Below are 17,886 nucleotides of genomic sequence, written 5' to 3' on the forward strand. Positions count from 1 at the left end.
TCCGGCCGCGCCGCCTATGCCTGAAGGCCCGGCGCGGCTTGAGCCAGCGTGGAGACGAAGCGCGCCGTACGTGCATCGCGCGGGCGCGAGAACAGCGCCTGCGACGGCGCGGCCTCCACGATCTCGCCATCCATCAGGAACACCGCGTCGTGCGCGACGGAAGCCGCGAGCCGCAGGTCGTGCGTGGCCATCAACATGGTCGTGCCCTCCAGCGCAAGCTGCCTCAGCACATCGACGACTTCCGCCGAGAGTTCGGGGTCGAGCGCCGAGGTGGGTTCGTCACACAGCAGCACCTCGGGCGAGGGCGCCAGCGCGCGCGCAATCGCCACGCGCTGCTGCTGACCGCCCGATAGCGTGGACGGCCAGGCATCGGCCTTCTGCGCGATCCCCACTTTCGCAAGGAGCATGGCGGCGCGTTCGCGGGCGCGATCCTTGTTCCATTTGAGCACGGTGACCAGACCTTCCGTCACGTTGTCGATGACGCTCAAATGCGGGAATAGCTGGAAGTTCTGGAACACCATGCCGGTGTGTTTTCGGACCGCAGCGATTTCGGCGTGAGCGAGCCGCCGGTCGCGGCGAAACTCGATGCGGGCGTCGCCCACGCTCAGCGCGCCGTCATCGGGGACTTCGAGCAGGTTGATACAGCGAAGCAGCGTGCTCTTGCCGCTGCCGGAGGGACCGATCAGCGCGGTGACGCTGCCCGCTTTGAGCGTCAAATCGATGCCCGAGAGCACCCGATGCTCGCCAAACGACTTGTGGAGCTTCTCGACACGGATCATCAACGTCCCGCCGAAAACACGGCGTGGCGACCGAAGCGCGCTTCGAGTTTGCCTTGCGCCTGCGAGAGCACGGAACTGAACAACAAATAGATCAACGCGGCCTCGGTATAGAGAATGAGCGGTTCGTAGGTCACGGCGGCGATGCGCTGCGCGGCCTGGAAAATCTCCGGCACGGTCAGCACCGCCGCAAGGGACGTGTCCTTCACGAGCGAGATGAACGAGTTCGAGAGCGCGGGCAACGCCACGCGCGCGGCTTGCGGCAGAATCACGCGGCGCAGCGCCTGCGCGCGTGTCATGTTCATCGAATAGGCGGCTTCCCACTGACCACGCGGAATCGATTCGATCACACCGCGTATCACCTCGGCGTTATAGGCGCCGACGTTGAGCGAAAAGCCGATGATGGCCGCGGTCAACGGATCGAGCACGATGCCGACGTTCGGCAAGCCGTAAAAGATCACGAACAGTTGCACGAGCAGCGGCGAGCCGCGAAAGAGCCAGATATAAAAGCGCACGGCGGCGACCGCCCAGCGTGGCCCGAAAAGCCGCACGAGCGCGGCGCAAAACGCGAGCGCCATGCCGAGCGCGAAGGAAGCCAGCGTGAGCGGGACGGTAAAGACCAGTCCCGCGTAAAGCAGCGGCCACAACGATTGCGCCATCAGATGCAGCCATGCCGGCATCGTTCAATCCGCCTTATTGCGAAACGTCTTTGCCGAAATACTTCTGCGAAATGCGTGCATAGGTGCCGTCGGCCTTGATGTCGACGAGCGCCTTGTCGATGGCCGCGAGCAGCCCGGGGCTGCCCTTGCGGATCAGCACGCCCGACTGGTCGCCGGCCGAGGTGGTATCGGCGGCAACGATCTTGAGCTTCGCGTCGGGCTTGTGCTTCTGGAAGTCGAGGAACGAGAGCGAGTCGTTGATGGTGGCGTCCACGCGGCCCGAAGTCAGGAGGTCGATGGACTCGTTGAAGCCCTGGACCGGCACGACGTCGGCGCCGTGCGCGGCGGCGAGCTTGCCGAAGTTGCTCGTGAGCGTATTGGCCGACTTCCTGCCCTTCAGGTCGTCGAACGAATGGATCGTCGTGTTGTCCGAGCGCACGATCAGCACGGCGCGCGTGGCGATGTACGGCGTGGAGAAGTCGTACTTCGCCTTGCGCGCGTCGGTGATCGACACCTCGTTGATCACCGCGTCGTAGCGGTTCACATCGAGGCCCGCGATCAGGCCGTCCCACTTGCCCTCGACGAACTCGGGCTTGACGCCGAGTCGCTGGGCGATCGCCGTTGCGATGTCGACGTCGAAGCCGGTCAGCTTGCCCGACGCGTCGTGGTAAGTGAACGGGGCGTAGGTGCCTTCGGTGCCCACGCGAAACACGCCGGATGCCTTGACCTGCGAGAGGTCGTCGGCGGCGAAGGCGGGCGCGGCTGCCACGACGGACAGCAGCGCGGCAACGAGCGCGGAACGGATGATTTTCATGATCGATCTGTCTGGATTATTCGGCGAATACGAAGCGGCCTTCGGCGGCGATCGCGGCCAATGGGGCGCGTGAGCTCGGCACTTCCCGCGCGCGCAGCGTTTCGCTCAACTGGGCGGGGTCGCCGGGGCGGCCGATCGCGAGCGCGGCTTCGATCGCATAGTCGTCGGGCAGCGCGAGTTGCTCGCGAATCCGCTCGCGCTCGATGCCGGCCAGCCCGTGCGCTTTCCAGCCGGCAAGACTCGCCTGGAGCGCGAGTTGCGCCCACGCCGCGCCGCTGTCGAACGAGTGCGTGGCCAATGCGACCGGGTTCGCCGTACCGGGCGGCACGAAGGTCTTCTTCGACACCACGATCACGATGGCGGCGGCATGCTGCGCCCAGCCGCGATTGAACTCGTTCAGAAAGCCGACGAAGCGCGACCAGTGCGCGGTGCCCCGCCGCGCATAGACGAAACGCCAGGGTTGGGCGTTGTAGGAAGACGGCGCCCAGCGCGCGGCTTCGAGAAACGTGAGCAGCGTGGCTTCGGGCAGCGTATCGTCCGTGAAGGCTCGTGGCGACCAGCGGTCGAGAAACTGACGATCGATGGGATGGTCGGCGGTGCGTTGATTGGAGAGGGTCATGGGGTCGTCCCGTGGAGAGTCGCAGAACAGGAACGGGGGCCGCGCGTGTACCCAGCCCCTCGATGCGACGAGTATAGGGTCGCCCCACTGACCGGCTAACGCATTTGTTTTGGGTTGCTTATGAAGTTATTTGCGCGTCCGGCAGGCAGCACCGCCGACGGTCAATGCACGGCCTTGTCCGCAGGCCAGAACAGCAGCGCGCGCAATTCGATGCTGCGGCGGGGGGCGGCATCGGGCGCGCTGGCGGGATCCTCGAACGCGGTGTGAGCGGTGAGGCGCGCCGTGCCGTCCTCCAGCGAATCGTAGATCTTCAGCAGCAGCGCCTCGTCCGGGCGCAAGCGGGGGAAGTAGAACCAGCGATGCTGCGGGTTCGCGAGAAACGAATAGGTTTCGCCGGTCTTGTCGCGGTAGACGAGGTCGCTCGGCACGAGATCGCCGGGCGCGATCGAGCGTGCATCGCATAGCGCGAGCGGCAGTTGCTCGACCACGTCGAGCGGGCGCCACAGATTGACGATCGCGAAGCGATGCTGGAGCCGCTGTTGCGCTTCTTCAGCGTCGAGATGGTCACGCACGCGGCGCGGCCCGGACACGAACGTCTGGTCGTTGTGCACGCGCCGCACCGGCTCGCGCAAGGCGGAATTCGCGCGCGAGCCGTTCGCGCTGTCGCGTAGCGTATGGTCGAAGATCACGACTTTTTCCGCGCCGGTCAACTCGCGCAGCAAGGCCTCCGCCTCCGGCCGATAGACGAGACGGATCAGGCTTTCCTCGCTGAAATCGCTCAAGGCGCTGCGATGCGAAACCAGTTGAAAGCCGTTGCGGTCGAGCGAAATCTGGCCCGCTTCCGCAAGCGGGCGCGCATTGTGGATTGTTACGCGACGCGCTTCGAGTGCTCCCGAACTCCAGGGCGTGCCCTCGGGCGGCTCGAACGTGTAGCTCACCGGCCGGGCAACGCCTGGCGCGAGATAGTTGAGTTCCGCTTCGACGGCGGATTTGCGTGAGATGGCAACAGGGTCAGGCAGAACGGTACTCATTAGATATCCCGATCAAAACGGTTCGCGCCACGGGCGCAGGTCCAGCTCCTGTGTCCAGGCGCTGCGGGCCTGGCGGTGCAACTGCCAGTAACTTTCGGCGATCGCTTCGGGTTGCAGCAAACCGTCCGGGCCGGCGGCCTGCACGCGTTGCGGCGCCGCGCTGCGTAACCGCTCGCCGTCGATGCCGCCGTCGATCACGACGTGCGCGACATGCACGCCGCGCGGTCCATACTCGCGAGCAAGCGTTTGCGCAAGCGAGCGCAGGCCCGCTTTGGCCGCCGCAAATGCCGCAAACGGAGGCTTGCCGCGCAGCGATGCCGTCGCGCCGGTGAAGAGGAGGCTGGCGGCTCGTGCAGCGCCGCCCGTTGTGTCGAGGCCGTCCAGCAGTAGCGGCAACGCGGCGCGCGCGAACAGGAAACCGCCGAGCACGTTCGTGCGCCACGCGGATTCGAATGCATCGACGCTCAACTCCAGCGTTGGCGCCCGCACGGCATTGCCTGCGTTGAAAATCGCGCTGCGCAAGATTCCCTCGCGTTTTACAAACTGCGCGACGCGCGCGAGATCCTGCTCGCTCGTGATGTCGGCGACGGCGGCAAGGGCATGGCCGCCATGCTCGCGGATTTCAGCGGCCACGGCTTCCACGCGTTGCGCGGTGCGGCCGGTCAGCACGACTGTGTAACCTTCGCGGGCAAAGCGGCGGCCCAGCGCCGCACCCAGGCCCGCGCTCGCGCCCACGCCGGCAATCCACGCAACCGACGGGGACGGTGAAGAAGAGAGTTCGCTCATGATCCTTCCAGGGTAGTCGCCGCGTGGGCTTTTGGAAAAGAAGGAAACGGCATATCGATATTCGCGCGGCCACGCGATGCGATGCACGTGGCGTGCTGGGGGGCTTTGCCCGGCGCCTTCCGCGGACAAAGAAAAGGGGCCCCGTCGCCGGAGAGCGTGGGGCCCTGAAACAAGGCTCAAGGAGTGTCATCAAGATGACGCCACCCATTCTATGGATGACGGGAAGGCTTGCGAACCACGCTTTGCGCATAATGATATGCGTGCGCGTGCAAATGCCGACGCCCTTCGTCGTGTGCGGCAGAAACCGCCTGCACCCTGGGCATTCCGGTCTGAGCATAATAAATGCAACAAGGTTGCGATAAGTGCTATATTGCAACCCTGTTGCGATATAGATGGGCGGCGGGCGCAGGCGCCCGTGTGATGGCTGTCATCGATATCCCCTGATACGCAAGGAGCCATTCCATGGATGCACGACTGCCGGTTACGGTCCTTTCGGGCTTTCTCGGTGCAGGCAAGACCACGCTGCTGAACCATATCCTGAACAATCGCGAAGGGCGGCGCGTTGCCGTCATCGTCAACGACATGAGCGAGGTGAACATCGACGCGACGCTCGTGCGCGACGGTGGCGCGCAGCTCTCCCGCACCGACGAGCGGCTCGTGGAAATGAGCAACGGCTGCATCTGCTGCACGCTGCGCGAGGACCTGCTGCTGGAGGTCGATCGCCTCGCGAAGGAAGGGCGCTTCGACCAGCTGGTGATCGAGTCGACGGGCATTTCCGAGCCGCTGCCGGTGGCGGAGACCTTCACGTTTGCGGACGAGCGTGGCCAGAGCCTGTCCGATGTCGCGCGGCTCGACACGATGGTCACCGTTGTCGATGCATTCAATTTCCTGCTCGACTACGGCTCGCAGGACAGCCTCCAGTCGCGTGGCGAATCGCTCGGCGAGGAAGATGAGCGCACGGTCGTGGACCTGCTGATCGACCAGATCGAGTTCTGCGATGTGATCGTGTTGAACAAGGTGGACCTGATCGACGAAGCCGGGCGCGAGCGCCTGATGGCGATCCTGCACAGCCTGAATCCGCGTGCGCGCATCGAGATTGCGCAATTCGGCCGCGTGCCGCTGGACCGGCTGCTCGGCACCGGGCTTTTCGACTTCGAGGAGGCATCGAAGGCGCCGGGCTGGCTCAAGGAACTGCGCGGCGAACATACGCCCGAGACGCAGGAATATGGCATCCGCAGCTTCGTGTGGCGCGCGCGCCGTCCGATGCATTCACAGCGATTCTGGGACCTGGTCAACAGCGAATGGCCGGGCGTGCTGCGCTCGAAGGGGTTTTTCTGGCTCGCGAGCCGTCCGACCCACGCGGGCTCGTGGTCGCAGGCCGGGGCCGTGTGCCGTCACGGCATGGCGGGCCTCTGGTGGGCGGCGGTGCCGAAGTCGCACTGGCCCGAGGATCCCGAATCGCTCGAATTCATCGAGCGCAACTGGGAGCCCAATGTCGGTGACGCGCGCCAGGAACTTGTGCTGATCGGCATCGACATGGATGAGCCGGCGTTGCGCCATCGGCTGGATGCCTGCCTGCTGAGCGACGCGGAAATGGCCGAAGGCCCGCAACGTTGGATCGCTTACGACGATCCGTTCCCCGCTTGGGGCGCACGCGTGCCGGAGGAAGAAGGCGCGGCATGAGCGAGCGGCCCGGCGCGGCGCTACGCCGCTCGCATCGCGACGGCCGGCGCTCGTCGCGGCGCGAGCGTGCGCCGCGCACGGGCAAGCGCGCGCAACTGCCGGATTTCGAAGGGCTGGACACACGACACGGGGAGGGCGCAATGGACCGGATTCCGGTAACCCTGCTGACGGGTTTTCTCGGCAGCGGCAAGACGACGGTGCTCAACCGGCTGGTGCAGCAGCCGGAAATGGCGGATGCGCTGGTGCTCATCAACGAGTTCGGGGAGATCGGGCTCGATCACCTGCTGGTCGCCCACAGCCGCGAAGACATCGTGGTGGAGATGAGCAGCGGCTGCCTGTGCTGCACGATCCGCGGCGATCTCGTGCGCACGCTCAAGGATGTTCACTGGCGCTTCGCGCGGGACGGGCAGCGGCAGTTCAGCCGGGTGGTCATCGAGACCACGGGCCTCGCGGACCCCGCACCGATTGTGCATACGCTCGCGACGCATCCCGACCTGCATGACCGGTACCGGCTCGACGGGCTCGTTGCGACCATCGACGCCCGCAACGCGGAAGCGACGCTCGACGCGCACGTCGAATCGGTCAAGCAGGCCGCGATGGCCGACAGGCTGTTGCTGACCAAGACCGATCTGGTGGGCGCCGATGTGCTGGCGCGGCTCGATGAGCGGCTGCGTGCGATCAATCCGGCCGCCGATGTCATTCGTGTCGGCCACGGCGAACTCGCGGCGAACCGGATACTGGAGCTGGGTCTCTTTACAGCGAACGGCAAGATCGCCGATGTCGAACGGTGGCTCGCCGAGGAGCGGTATCGCGGCGACGACCACGGGCATCGCCATGACGGGCCGGACCATCATCACGACCACGATGCGCACGCGCACGACGTCAACCGCCACGACGACCAGATTCGCGCATTCTGCTTCACGGTGGACGAGCCCATTGCGCAGCGAGTGCTGACCGACTGGCTGGACGTATTGCTGTCGCTGATGGGGCCGTCGATGCTGCGCATCAAGGGAATCGTGAACGTGGAAGGCGAAGACCGGCCGATTGTCATTCATGGCGTCCAGCACGTGTTTCATCCGCCGGTGCCGCTCGAAGCGTGGCCGGGCGAGGATCGCCGTTCGCGGGTGGTGTTTATTACGCGCGGGGTCGAACGCGAAACGGTCGAATCCACTTTCCGGCTGTTCCAGCAAGTAGGGGCCATTCGCGCACAGGAGGCGAATTCCGCATGACGACGCCTGAAGCCATCGCCTGGCAGCGCAAACACGGAGTCACGGCATGATCCGCAAGAATCCACGCGGCGACCTGCCGGTGGTCCATGAAAGTGCGTTTGTCGATCCGACCGCCATCCTGTGCGGACGCGTCGTCGTCGCCGGGAATGTATTCATCGGTCCGTACGCGGTGATCCGCGCGGACGAAACCGATGCGAATGGCGGCATCGAGCCGATTCTGATCGGCGCGCATTCGAATATACAGGACGGCGTCGTGATCCACTCGAAGTCGGGCGCGGCGGTAACGGTCGGCCGCCATACGTCGATCGCCCACCGCGCCATTGTGCATGGCCCGTGCGAAGTGGGCGACCGGGTCTTCATCGGCTTTAACAGCGTGCTGTTCAACTGCACGGTTGGGGAGGGCTGTGTCGTGCGCCACAACGCCGTGGTCGACGGCTGCGATCTTCCCGCCGGCTTCTATGTGCCGTCGACCCAGCGCATCGGGCCGGGCACCGACCTCTCGACGATCCCGAAGGTGAGCGCCAGTGCGTCGGAGTTCTCCGAGGACGTCGCCCAGACCAATGTGAGGCTCGTGCAGGGATACCGCCGTATCGCGAACGAGCTGTGAGCGGGGAATTACGCGCCGTGGGCCGAACAGTCCCGGCACGTACCGTGAATGGTGAGAGCGGAATTCGTGCTGTGCACGCCGCGTCGGCTGAGCTTGCGCTCGATGCGGGCCAGCACGCTGGCCAGTTCCGGGTCCTGGGGTAGCGCCGAGAGGGTGTGGCACTGGTCGCACTCGAAATAGCCGCTGGCGCTTGCCTGCTGCGCGATCGCGTGACGCCAGGCGCGGTCCGACCCCTGGATGCGCGTCAGCAGACCGGCGGCGGTGAGGCGGTCGAGTATCCGGTACAAGGTCACGCGGTCCACATTCTCCCGGCTTCCCGTCGCGGCGAGTTCGCGCGCGAGTTCCTCGTGGGACAGCGGCTGCCCGAGGTGTTCGAGCCGTTCGAGCACCGCGACCGTGAGCGCCGTCGAACGCAGTCCCGCTTCGCGCAGGCGCGACGGCCAGTCTGTCGCTGCGTGGGAGGTGCTCGGGCGGGCGGGACGGCGGGTGGGCATGGGTGGCGATGTCTGCGTACTGGCGGATAGCGAAATCATACATCGTCCCGTCGGCAGGCAGGGGAAGGCCACGTGCCGACGACCTGATTCAGAATTATTAAGCTTATCGACCGTGCCTTTCGGTTCTGCCGTCGATAGCATTGAGGTTTCACGCAAGTTGAGCGACCCGCGCACAGGCGCATCGCACGAAACCGCAGACGAGATGCTCATGAACCACGCCGACGATACGCACACCGGACCAGTCGAAACCGAACATCCGTTTTCATCGCTTGAGCACCGGCAGCACCAGATGTTTCCGCGCCTGTCGGGCGCGGAAATACGCAGCGCCAGTCGCTTTGCTCGCCAGAAGTCGTTTGCCGCCGGCGACGCGATCTTTGAAACGGGCCGCGTAGCCGACGGGCTATTCGTTTTGCTGAACGGCCGGGTGCGCATCTATTCACGCGATCCGCAGGGAAACACCACGCTGGTGACCGAGCATAGCGAGGGCCATTTTATGGCTGAAATGGCGCAGCTCACCGGCAAGCCATCCCTCGTTGACGCGGTCGCCGTCACCGATTGCGATACGCTCGTTTTGACCTCGGAGCAACTCCGCGCCCTCATTATCGCCGATGCTCAACTCGGCGAGCACATCATGCGCGCCCTGATCCTGAGGCGTCTCGGGCTCATCGAGCAGGGCCTGGGTCCGATCATCGTCGGCAACGGGGATGATGCCCGGCTGGTGCGTCTACAGGGCTTCCTGCGACGCAATGCGTATCCGGCTGCCGTGATCGATGCACGTAACGATGCCGATGCCGTACGCCTGCTCGCCGGGCTGACGTCGGCACCCGATGATTTTCCGCTTGTCTTTTGTCCGGACGGCTCGGTGTTGCGAGCGCCGGACGAGGCCGAACTCGCCACCAGGCTCGGTCTGCTACCGATTTTCGATGGCGCCCAGCGCTACGATATCGCGATCGTCGGCGCCGGACCGGCGGGCCTGGCGGCAGCGGTGTACGCGGCGTCGGAAGGCCTCTCCGTCGTGGTGTTCGACAAGCGTGCGCCGGGAGGCCAGGCCGGTGCGAGCGCGAGAATCGAAAATTACTTAGGTTTCCCAACCGGAATATCGGGGCAGGCGCTCGCGGCGCGCGCGTTCCAGCAGGCACTGAAGTTTGGCGCGCACGTGGCCATTCCGACCGGCGTCGAGAGGATCGAAGCCGGCGAGAGCGAATTCACGGTCGAACTTTCCGGTCAGCAGCGTGTTCGCGCGAGCACCGTCGTCATTGCGAGCGGCGCCGTGTACCGAAGGCCCGCGGTAGACGGCTTCGAGCGCTTTGAGGGGAGAGGGCTGTATTACTGGGCCTCCTCGATAGAGGCCAGTCTCGTGAAGGGCCAGGACATCGTGCTCGTCGGCGGCGGCAATTCAGCGGGACAGGCGGTCGTTTTCCTCGCCAACTTCGCACGCAGCGTACGCGTTCTGATACGCGGCCATAGCCTCGACGCCACGATGTCGCGCTACCTGATCGATCGAATCGGCGCACTCAAGAACGTGTCGATTTGCACGCGCTGCACGGTGGAGTCCCTCGACGTCCATGATGGGGCGCTCGAGAGAGTCCACGTCGTGCATCAGGACGCGGGCGAGGAGATCATCGAGACGCGACATCTCTTCCTGTTTATCGGCGCAGATCCCAAAGCCGACTGGCTGACTCCGGCTGGCGTTCAACTGGATGATCGCGGATTCATCACAACCGGGCAGCCTGAGGGGGCGATTGCCCCGGAACGTTTTCCCCTGGAGACCAATGTATCGGGTCTCTTTGCAATAGGCGATGTTCGTTCGGGAGCACCGAAGCGGGTGGCGGCGGCTGTGGGTGACGGCGCTGCGGTCGTCGGCCAGATTCACGCATGGCTAAGCCGCAAGGCGATGCGTGACATGCCTCACCGAGAGGCGCAATAGAAGTCGATAGACGAAAGGCATAGCGTCATAGATGAGTATGACGCTCGTATGTCAAACGAAAAATACGTTCGCCAGGGCGGCTCAGGACGATTGCCGCTCCTCCTTTCCCGTACCAGGAGCACGACCGCCCGGCAGCGCGCCGAACATGTGCTGGCTGCATTTCGCTTCACGCCACGCCGTTGCGGGCTTCAAGCCGGACAGGATCTGCCGCGCAAGGGGCAGAATCTGCTCGCCAGCCAGAATGCCAAGCAGGCCTACCAGGGCGATAGCGGGCGGGGCCGGCGATTGCACGCCGATCAGACTGTAAACGACTCCCGCGAGAATGCCTGCGAGGAGCGAAAATAAATATGCATTCATCTGATGATTTCCTTTTGTTGCAGTGAAAAATGATATTTAATCATGATCGATAAAATTATCAGATTGCTGCTGGATAGAGGGCGCTAATTCAGAATACTTCAGGAAGTTTGCGTTAGCCGGGAATTCCACGTCAGATTTCTTCAGAATTCTTCAGAGCTACTGGCTGGTGATTGCGTGTCAAATGGCGCTAGCTGGAGTGACGAACTCCAGGCAGAAGACAGACGGAAATTCGGCTGTCCCGCCCAGGAGGCGGTCTACCTATTCCTCGATCAAAGGACGCAAGCACCATGAGCAACGCCAAACTCGAAGTACTCACCCCGCAAAACAGCCAGTTGATCTTCATCGATCAGCAGCCGCAAATGGCCTTTGGCGTTCAGTCGATCGACCGCCAGGTATTGAAGAACAACGTCGTCGGGCTGGCCAAGGCAGCCAAGGTGTTCAACATTCCCACCACGATCACGACGGTCGAAACGGAAAGCTTCTCGGGTTACACGTACCCGGAGCTGCTCGACGTGTTCCCGGGCCAGAAGCTGCTCGAACGTACGTCGATGAACTCGTGGGACGACCAGAAGGTGCGTGACGCGCTCGCCGCGAACGGCCGCAAGAAGGTGGTCGTTGCCGGCCTGTGGACGGAAGTCTGCAACACGACCTTTGCGCTGTGCGCGATGCTCGAAGGCGACTACGAGATCTACATGGTTGCCGACGCTTCGGGCGGCACCTCGAAGGACGCGCACGACTTCTCCATGCAGCGCATGATCCAGGCCGGCGTCGTGCCGGTCACCTGGCAACAGGTCATGCTCGAATGGCAACGCGACTGGGCACATCGCGAGACCTATGACGCCGTGATGGCGATCGCGAAGGAACACTCGGGCGCGTACGGCATGGGCGTCGATTATGCGTACACGATGGTTCACAAGTCGAAGCAGCGCACGTCCGTGCAGCACGAAATCCTCCCGGCGGTTCCGGCCCGCTGATCGGCTTCACGATCATTGTGGAAATGGATGCGGCGCGCTCCAGGCGAGGGCGCCGCGTCTATTGCCACTAGTGGGCAGCGCGCTCGCGCAGGGTTCGAGCTTCGATGAATGTCCAGCGCGCCTGTGATGTCAATCAGGACAACCAACCGATGCAGGAACCGCTGCAAGCAGAACCCCCGGGGGCGCATTCCCGGCAGCCCTGTCCTGCATTCTAATCCGACCGCGAGGCCGACCGCATGGAATCTTATCTGGTGTCACTGGGCGCGGGCGTGCTCATCGGCGTGATCTACAGCGTGATCAAGGTCCGCTCGCCCGCGCCCCCGCTGATCGCCCTGGTTGGCTTGCTGGGCATGGTGATCGGCGCGCAGGCCGTGCCTGCCCTGAAGCCGCTGCTGGGTCTTTAACCAAACTGAGGAAACGCCCGTGAGCGCAACCGACAGCCAACCCGATCTCATTCTTCATAACGCACGCATCACCACGCTGGACCGCACCAACCCGCTCGCCAGCGCCGTGGCCATCGCCAACGGCCGCTTCGTCGCGGTCGGCAGCGAGGCCGACGTCATGCCGCTCGCGGGGCGCGCCACGCGCGTGATCGACTTGCAGGGCCGCCCCGTGCTGCCCGGCCTGATCGACAATCACCTGCATCTTATCCGCGGCGGCCTGAACTACAACATGGAGCTGCGCTGGGACGGCGTGCGCTCGCTCGCCGTGGCCATGGAGATGCTCAAACAGCAGGTCGCGATCACGCCCGCACCGCAATGGGTGCGCGTGGTCGGCGGCTTCACGGAGCACCAGTTCGCCGAGAAGCGCCTGCCCACCATCGAGGAACTCAACGCGGCCGCGCCCGACACGCCCGTGTTCATCCTGCACCTGTACGACCGCGCGCTGCTGAACGCCGCCGCGCTGCGCGTGGTGGGCTATACGAAGGACACGCCGGAGCCGCCGGGCGGCACGATCCTGCGCGACGCCACGGGCACGCCCACGGGCCTGCTGCTCGCCAATCCGAACGCGACGATCCTCTACGCGACGCTGGCCAAGGGGCCGAAGCTGCCGGCCGAGTACCAGTACAACTCCACGCGCCATTTCATGCGCGAGCTGAACCGCCTGGGCGTGACGGGCGCCATCGACGCGGGCGGCGGTTCGCAGAACTATCCGGACGACTACGAGGTCATCCGCAAGCTGCACGACGCGGGCGAGATGACGGTGCGCATCGCGTACAACCTCTTCACGCAGAAGCCCGATGCGGAGAAGGAGGACTTCGTGAACTGGACGCAGAGCGTGAAGTATCACGATGGTTCGGACTACTTCCGGCATAACGGCGCGGGCGAGATGCTGGTGTTCTCGGCGGCCGACTTCGAGGACTTCCGCGTGGCGCGCCCGGAGCTGCCGCCGGAGATGGAGGGCGAGCTCGAAGGCGTCGTGCGCGTGCTCGCGCAGAACCGCTGGCCGTGGCGGCTGCACGCGACCTACGATGAAACGATCAGCCGCGCGCTGGACGTGTTCGAGAAGGTCAACCGCGACATCCCGCTCGAAGGCCTGAACTGGTTCTTCGATCACGCGGAGACGGTTTCGGATCGCTCGCTGGACCGCATCGCGGCGCTGGGCGGCGGCATTGCCGTGCAGCACCGCATGGCGTACCAGGGCGAGTATTTCGTGGAGCGCTATGGTGCGCGCGCGGCCGAGGCCACGCCGCCCGTGGCGAAGATGCTCTCGAAGGGCATCAAGGTCTCCGCGGGCACCGACGCCACGCGCGTGGCGTCGTACAACCCGTGGGTGTCGCTCGCCTGGCTCGTGAGCGGCCGGACGGTGGGCGGCCTGCGCCTGTATGCGCAGCGCGATCTGCTCGATCGAGAAACGGCGCTGCGCATGTGGACCGAGTACGTCACATGGTTCTCGAACGAAGAGGGCAAGAAAGGCCGTATCGCGGTGGGGCAGCTGGCCGACCTGATGGTGCCGGACCGCGACTTCTTCGCCTGCGCCGAGGACGATATCGCGGATACCACGGCGCTGCTCACGGTGGTGGACGGCCGGATCGTGTGGGGCGCGGGCCCGTTCTCGGAGCACGACGCGCCGATCCCGCCCGCGATGCCCGACTGGTCGCCGGTGCGCCAGTATGGCGGCTACGGCGGCTGGGGCGCGACGCAGCAGAGCGGCGCGCCGTTGCAGCGCGCGGCGGCCGCGGCGCTGTGCGCGTGCGCGAGTGCGTGCAACCTGCATGGCCATGCGCACGGCAGCGCCTGGGGCAGCGCGCTGCCGACCTCGGATGCGAAGGGCTTCTGGGGCGCGTTCGGCTGTTCGTGCTGGGCGATCTGAGGTGGCGGCGCTCACGGGCCGGGGCAACCCGGCGTGGATTCGCGCGCTGCTCGCGCAGCCGTGGGTGGCGCCGTTCGTGCGCGTCGCGCTGGTTTCGGCATGGCTGATCGGCGGCGTGAACAAGCTGCTGGACTTCAATGCGGCGGTCGCGGAGCAGGCGCATTTCGGGCTGCATCCGCCCGCGCTGTGGGCCGCGTTCGCGATCGTGGTGGAGATCGGCGGCTCGCTGTGCGTGGTGCTGCGCCGCTTCACGTGGCTGGGCGCGGGCGCGCTGGGCGTGCTCACGCTCGTGGCCATGCTGGTCGCCAACGACTTCTGGAACCATACGGGCGCCGCGCGCTTCATGGCGCTGAACAGTTTTTTCGAGCACCTCGGGCTGATCGCGGCGCTCGTGCTGGCCACGCTGCTGGAGGATGTGCGCGGCGCCGACCGTGAGTGATCCGCACAAACCAATGATGAAACAAGGAAATTCGACGATGAAAGCATTTCGTTCTGTCCTGCTCGCGCTGATGGTGGCGGGCGGTCTTGTCACCGCGCCCGCGTCGTTCGCGAAGCCGCCTGTGATGGAGTCCGAAACACCGTCCGTGGCGGTGGGTGCGCAGTACGACACGACGCACGTGTACGTTGCCCCGGAAGATTTCGACCGCTTCACGGACAGCTTCGTGGCGACCTTCGGCGGCAGCAAGTCGAAGCAGGGCGTGTTCCAGGTCACGCCCACGCCGAGCCAGACGATGTCGCAGCTCGTGTTCACGCCCTCGGGCACGATCTCGGTGTTCGGCTTCAAGACGCCGGTGCCGTATCCCTTCGGCTCGGAGCGCACCGGCTACCTCGTGACCGACATGGACGCGGCGGTGAAGGCGGCGCGCGCGCACGGCGCGGACGTGATCGTCGACACCTTCCCCGATCCGGTGGGGCGCGACGCGATCATCTCGTGGGCGGACGGCGTGAACATGCAGCTGTACTGGCATAACGCAGCCCCGCACTACGATGCGCTTAAGACGGTGCCCGAGAACCGCGTGTACGTTTCGCCGAAAAGCCTGCACAAGCTGGTGCACGACTTCGTGAAGTTCTCGCACGGCAAGGTGGTGTCCGATGACGCGAAGGCGCCGGGCATCGAGATCGGCCGGCCGGGCGAGACGTATCGCCGTGTGCGCATCGAATCGGGCTTCGGCAAGATGACCGTGCTGGTGACGGACGGCCACCTGCCCTATCCGTTCGGGCACGAAACGACCGGTTACGAGGTGGCGAATCTCGACGAGACGCTGCAAAAGGCGCAGGCCGCGGGCGTGAAGGTGCTCGTGGCGCCGTTCAGCTCGGACGGACGCAACGCGGCGATCGTGCAGTTCCCGGGCGGCTACATCGCGGAAATCCACGCCAGCGCGGCGCAATGAAACACGAGGACACGATCCTGGCGGCGGTGGCGGGCTATGTGGACACGCTGAGCTTCGTGGCGCTGTTCGGGCTCTTCACGGCGCACGTCACGGGCAACTTCGTGCTGATCGGCGCGGGGGTGGCGGGCTACGGACAGGGCGTGCTCCTCAAGCTGATCGTGTTCCCGGCGTTCGGTGCGGGCGTGGCGGGCAGCAGCGTGCTGCTGCGCTCGCTCAGCGGGCGGCACGCGCGCCAGGGCGCGCGGCTGCTTCACGCGGTGCAGGCGGTGCTGATGCTGGGCTTCTGCCTGGCGGGCGTCCGGGCGTCGCCGGTCGCGCAGCCCGACACGCTGCCGGTGGTGGTGGCCGGCGTGCTGGGCGCGTTCGCGATGGGGGTGCAGAACGCGCATCCGCGGCTGATCGTGCGGCCCGCCGTGCCGAACACGGTGATGACGGGCAACGTCACGCAGGCGATCCTGGACGTGGTGGACATGCTGTATGCGGGCACGCCGGAGAGCGTGCGCGAGGCGGCGCGAGCGCGGTTCGCGAAGATGATGCCGGCCATCGCGGCGTTTGCGGCGGGGGCGATCGGCGGAGCGCTGGGCCTGCGCTACGTGGGCTTCTGGGCGCTGCTCGTGCCCGCGTGTGCGCTGGCTGTGCTGGCGTGGACGACGGGCGAGCACGAGCGCGCGGCGACGGCCGGCCCCGCATGATGCGATCAAGAACGGCAGGAAAGGCAAGGAAAAACATGGTGTCGAGCACGACGCGCGGGCGTCGAAAGAAGAGGGCCGCGGGCTTCGCGGCTGCCGCCGGGCTGCTGATGATGGGCGCCCCTGCCGCCTTTGCGCAGACGGCAACGAACGTGCCGGAAAGCCCGCCCACGTGCGACGTCAAACGCCCCGTGCCCGGCTTCAACCGCTGGCAGGAAAACTGGGGCGTGCTTGCGAATCCGTGCCTGCCGCGCAGGCCGTTTGACGGGCTCAAGTACATCCCGCTTTCGAGGAACGATCCCACCTGGTATCTCTCGCTCGGCGCGAACCTGCGCGAGCGCTTCGAACTCAACAACACGCCGCTCTTCGGCCTTGGCAGCGCGCGGCCCGACAACTGGGTGATCCAGCGCGCCGAAGTCCACGCCGACGCGCGCTTCGGCGAGCACGTGCAGGCGTTCTTCCAGCTCGAAGACGCGCGGCCATTCGGTAAGGACTCCGTCACACCCGTGGACAAGAACCCGCTCGACATCGAGCAGGCGTTCGTGGCGTTCGTCTACGGCGTGGGCGGCGGCACCTTCAAGGCGCGCGTGGGGCGCCAGGAAATGGCGTTCGACTTGCAGCGTTTCGTTTCGGTGCGCGACGGCCCGAACGTGCGCCAGGCGTTCGACGCGCTGTGGGCCGACTACGAGATCGGCAAGTGGCGCTTTATCGGCTACCTCACGCAGCCCGTGCAGTACCGCGACGCGGCCGTGTTCGACGACGTCTCGAACGGCCACCTCACGTTCAGCGGCGTGCGCGTGGAGCGCGTGAACACGGGGCCGGGCGACCTCTCGGCGTACTGGTCGCGCTACGAGCGCGACAACGCGCGCTTTCTCGATGCGAGCGGCAACGAGCGGCGCGACGTGTTCGACGCGCGCTACGCGGGCAAGCAGGCGCAGTTCGACTGGGACGTGGAAGGCATGGTGCAGACCGGCCACGTGGGCGCGGATACGGTGGGTGCGTGGGCGTTCGGCGCGCTGGGCGGTTATACGTTCGCGGCGCTGCCGGGCACGCCGCGCCTGGGGATCCAGGTCGACGGCGCATCGGGCGACCGGCATCCCGGCGACGGCCGCGTGGAGACGTTCAATCCGCTTTTCCCGAATGGCTACTACTTCACGCTCGCGGGCTACACGGGCTACAGCAACCTGATTCACGTGAAGCCTTCGCTCACGTTCAAGGTCACGCCCAAGGTGACGCTGCTCACGGCACTGGGTTTCCAGTGGCGCGACACGACGGCGGATGCCGTCTACGGCCAGGGCATGGCGGTGGTGCCGGGCACGGCGGGCAAGGGCAACCGCTGGACGGGCATGTATGCGCAGGTGCGCGCCGACTGGCTGGTGAGCGACAACGTGGCGCTCGCGCTCGAAGCAGTGCATTTCGAGGTGGGCGATTCGCTGCGCTCACTCGGCGCGCGCAACGCCGATTATGTCGGCGTGGAAGCGAAGTTCGGCTGGTGATGAAAGGTATCGACAAGGGGAACGTGATGAGCACGCATCTG

At 65.5% G+C, this 17,886-nt stretch carries 19 protein-coding genes; 11 read left to right on the forward strand and 8 right to left on the reverse strand.

All coding sequences use genetic code 11. The annotated features are described in order from the left end of the window. Positions 1-14 precede the first annotated feature (14 nt). From C7402_RS36260 to C7402_RS36285, 6 genes are all read right to left on the reverse strand, one after another. Positions 15-779, reverse strand: a complete 765-nt coding sequence (locus tag C7402_RS36260; protein WP_116614002.1) for an amino acid ABC transporter ATP-binding protein — start codon at positions 777-779, stop codon at positions 15-17. Beyond that, entirely contained in the window at positions 779-1,456 is a 678-nt protein-coding gene (locus tag C7402_RS36265; protein WP_112175374.1) for an amino acid ABC transporter permease, read from the reverse strand. The genes C7402_RS36260 and C7402_RS36265 overlap by 1 nt, the downstream gene beginning before the upstream one ends. A 13-nt stretch (positions 1,457-1,469) precedes the next feature. After that, positions 1,470-2,249: an amino acid ABC transporter substrate-binding protein gene (locus C7402_RS36270; protein ID WP_116614003.1), complete on the reverse strand. Its 780-nt coding sequence runs from the start codon at positions 2,247-2,249 to the stop codon at positions 1,470-1,472. A gap of 16 nt (positions 2,250-2,265) precedes the next feature. Beyond that, positions 2,266-2,868 carry a nitroreductase family protein gene (locus tag C7402_RS36275; protein WP_116614004.1) on the reverse strand — a complete coding sequence of 201 codons (603 nt, stop codon included), beginning with the start codon at positions 2,866-2,868 and terminating at the stop codon, positions 2,266-2,268. A 161-nt stretch (positions 2,869-3,029) separates the two neighbouring features. Beyond that, on the reverse strand, positions 3,030-3,899 hold the full coding sequence (locus C7402_RS36280) for a CmcJ/NvfI family oxidoreductase (RefSeq protein WP_116614005.1): 870 nt from the start codon (positions 3,897-3,899) through the stop codon (positions 3,030-3,032). A 12-nt stretch (positions 3,900-3,911) separates the two neighbouring features. Then, positions 3,912-4,685 carry an SDR family NAD(P)-dependent oxidoreductase gene (locus tag C7402_RS36285; protein WP_116614006.1) on the reverse strand — a complete coding sequence of 258 codons (774 nt, stop codon included), beginning with the start codon at positions 4,683-4,685 and terminating at the stop codon, positions 3,912-3,914. 462 nt (positions 4,686-5,147) lie between these two features. Here C7402_RS36285 and zigA point away from each other — a divergent pair, with 462 nt between their 5' ends. The 3 genes from zigA (at position 5,148) to C7402_RS36300 (ending at position 8,204) form a co-directional block, all read left to right on the forward strand. Beyond that, positions 5,148-6,368, forward strand: a complete 1,221-nt coding sequence (gene zigA, locus C7402_RS36290) for a zinc metallochaperone GTPase ZigA (protein WP_116614007.1) — start codon at positions 5,148-5,150, stop codon at positions 6,366-6,368. 140 nt (positions 6,369-6,508) lie between these two features. Continuing rightward, the gene (locus C7402_RS36295) at positions 6,509-7,597 is read left to right on the forward strand and encodes a CobW family GTP-binding protein (protein WP_116614016.1); all 1,089 of its coding nucleotides are present in this window, start codon (positions 6,509-6,511) and stop codon (positions 7,595-7,597) included. 46 nt (positions 7,598-7,643) lie between these two features. Next, on the forward strand, positions 7,644-8,204 hold the full coding sequence (locus tag C7402_RS36300) for a gamma carbonic anhydrase family protein (RefSeq protein WP_112175362.1): 561 nt from the start codon (positions 7,644-7,646) through the stop codon (positions 8,202-8,204). 8 nt (positions 8,205-8,212) lie between these two features. Here C7402_RS36300 and C7402_RS36305 read toward each other — a convergent pair whose 3' ends face one another. After that, positions 8,213-8,698 carry a Fur family transcriptional regulator gene (locus C7402_RS36305; protein WP_165842083.1) on the reverse strand — a complete coding sequence of 162 codons (486 nt, stop codon included), beginning with the start codon at positions 8,696-8,698 and terminating at the stop codon, positions 8,213-8,215. 208 nt (positions 8,699-8,906) lie between these two features. Between C7402_RS36305 and C7402_RS36310 the strand changes: the two genes are divergently transcribed. Further along, positions 8,907-10,625 carry an FAD-dependent oxidoreductase gene (locus tag C7402_RS36310; RefSeq protein ID WP_116614017.1) on the forward strand — a complete coding sequence of 573 codons (1,719 nt, stop codon included), beginning with the start codon at positions 8,907-8,909 and terminating at the stop codon, positions 10,623-10,625. Positions 10,626-10,706: 81 nt separating this feature from the next. Here the strand turns inward: C7402_RS36310 and C7402_RS36315 are convergent, their stop codons facing one another. Continuing rightward, positions 10,707-10,982 carry a XapX domain-containing protein gene (locus tag C7402_RS36315; protein ID WP_116614009.1) on the reverse strand — a complete coding sequence of 92 codons (276 nt, stop codon included), beginning with the start codon at positions 10,980-10,982 and terminating at the stop codon, positions 10,707-10,709. A 287-nt stretch (positions 10,983-11,269) separates the two neighbouring features. Between C7402_RS36315 and C7402_RS36320 the strand changes: the two genes are divergently transcribed. The 7 genes from C7402_RS36320 to C7402_RS36350 all read left to right on the forward strand — a co-directional run bounded on the left by C7402_RS36320 (position 11,270) and on the right by C7402_RS36350 (position 17,845). After that, positions 11,270-11,956, forward strand: coding sequence for a hydrolase (locus tag C7402_RS36320; protein ID WP_112175354.1), 687 nt, complete (start codon positions 11,270-11,272; stop codon positions 11,954-11,956). A 236-nt stretch (positions 11,957-12,192) separates the two neighbouring features. Continuing rightward, positions 12,193-12,360, forward strand: coding sequence for a DUF1427 family protein (locus tag C7402_RS36325; RefSeq protein ID WP_112178348.1), 168 nt, complete (start codon positions 12,193-12,195; stop codon positions 12,358-12,360). A 19-nt stretch (positions 12,361-12,379) separates the two neighbouring features. Then, positions 12,380-14,269 (forward strand): amidohydrolase, encoded by a 1,890-nt coding sequence (locus tag C7402_RS36330; RefSeq protein ID WP_116613940.1) that lies wholly within the window; start codon positions 12,380-12,382, stop codon positions 14,267-14,269. Between the two features lies 1 nt (position 14,270). Further along, positions 14,271-14,708 carry a DoxX family protein gene (locus C7402_RS36335; RefSeq protein WP_116613939.1) on the forward strand — a complete coding sequence of 146 codons (438 nt, stop codon included), beginning with the start codon at positions 14,271-14,273 and terminating at the stop codon, positions 14,706-14,708. Positions 14,709-14,745: 37 nt separating this feature from the next. Continuing rightward, positions 14,746-15,660 (forward strand): VOC family protein, encoded by a 915-nt coding sequence (locus C7402_RS36340; protein ID WP_116613938.1) that lies wholly within the window; start codon positions 14,746-14,748, stop codon positions 15,658-15,660. Beyond that, a complete protein-coding gene (locus tag C7402_RS36345; protein WP_116613937.1) occupies positions 15,657-16,352 on the forward strand; it encodes a YoaK family protein in 696 nt (231 codons plus the stop codon). The genes C7402_RS36340 and C7402_RS36345 overlap by 4 nt, the downstream gene beginning before the upstream one ends. A 35-nt stretch (positions 16,353-16,387) precedes the next feature. Beyond that, a complete protein-coding gene (locus C7402_RS36350) occupies positions 16,388-17,845 on the forward strand; it encodes an alginate export family protein (protein WP_208949061.1) in 1,458 nt (485 codons plus the stop codon). Positions 17,846-17,886 lie beyond the last annotated feature (41 nt).

This window comes from Paraburkholderia unamae, from assembly GCF_003096875.1.
GTDB lineage: Bacteria > Pseudomonadota > Gammaproteobacteria > Burkholderiales > Burkholderiaceae > Paraburkholderia > Paraburkholderia unamae.

Coding starts and splice junctions, on each gene's coding strand:
- C7402_RS36260 (WP_116614002.1), bottom strand. CDS start 779: ATGATCCGTGTCGAGAAGCTCCACAAGTCGTTTGGCGAGCATCGGGTG.
- C7402_RS36265 (WP_112175374.1), bottom strand. CDS start 1,456: ATGCCGGCATGGCTGCATCTGATGGCGCAATCGTTGTGGCCGCTGCTT.
- C7402_RS36270 (WP_116614003.1), bottom strand. CDS start 2,249: ATGAAAATCATCCGTTCCGCGCTCGTTGCCGCGCTGCTGTCCGTCGTG.
- C7402_RS36275 (WP_116614004.1), bottom strand. CDS start 2,868: ATGACCCTCTCCAATCAACGCACCGCCGACCATCCCATCGATCGTCAG.
- C7402_RS36280 (WP_116614005.1), bottom strand. CDS start 3,899: ATGAGTACCGTTCTGCCTGACCCTGTTGCCATCTCACGCAAATCCGCC.
- C7402_RS36285 (WP_116614006.1), bottom strand. CDS start 4,685: ATGAGCGAACTCTCTTCTTCACCGTCCCCGTCGGTTGCGTGGATTGCC.
- zigA (WP_116614007.1), top strand. CDS start 5,148: ATGGATGCACGACTGCCGGTTACGGTCCTTTCGGGCTTTCTCGGTGCA.
- C7402_RS36295 (WP_116614016.1), top strand. CDS start 6,509: ATGGACCGGATTCCGGTAACCCTGCTGACGGGTTTTCTCGGCAGCGGC.
- C7402_RS36300 (WP_112175362.1), top strand. CDS start 7,644: ATGATCCGCAAGAATCCACGCGGCGACCTGCCGGTGGTCCATGAAAGT.
- C7402_RS36305 (WP_165842083.1), bottom strand. CDS start 8,698: ATGCCCACCCGCCGTCCCGCCCGCCCGAGCACCTCCCACGCAGCGACA.
- C7402_RS36310 (WP_116614017.1), top strand. CDS start 8,907: ATGAACCACGCCGACGATACGCACACCGGACCAGTCGAAACCGAACAT.
- C7402_RS36315 (WP_116614009.1), bottom strand. CDS start 10,982: ATGAATGCATATTTATTTTCGCTCCTCGCAGGCATTCTCGCGGGAGTC.
- C7402_RS36320 (WP_112175354.1), top strand. CDS start 11,270: ATGAGCAACGCCAAACTCGAAGTACTCACCCCGCAAAACAGCCAGTTG.
- C7402_RS36325 (WP_112178348.1), top strand. CDS start 12,193: ATGGAATCTTATCTGGTGTCACTGGGCGCGGGCGTGCTCATCGGCGTG.
- C7402_RS36340 (WP_116613938.1), top strand. CDS start 14,746: ATGAAAGCATTTCGTTCTGTCCTGCTCGCGCTGATGGTGGCGGGCGGT.
- C7402_RS36345 (WP_116613937.1), top strand. CDS start 15,657: ATGAAACACGAGGACACGATCCTGGCGGCGGTGGCGGGCTATGTGGAC.
- C7402_RS36350 (WP_208949061.1), top strand. CDS start 16,388: ATGGTGTCGAGCACGACGCGCGGGCGTCGAAAGAAGAGGGCCGCGGGC.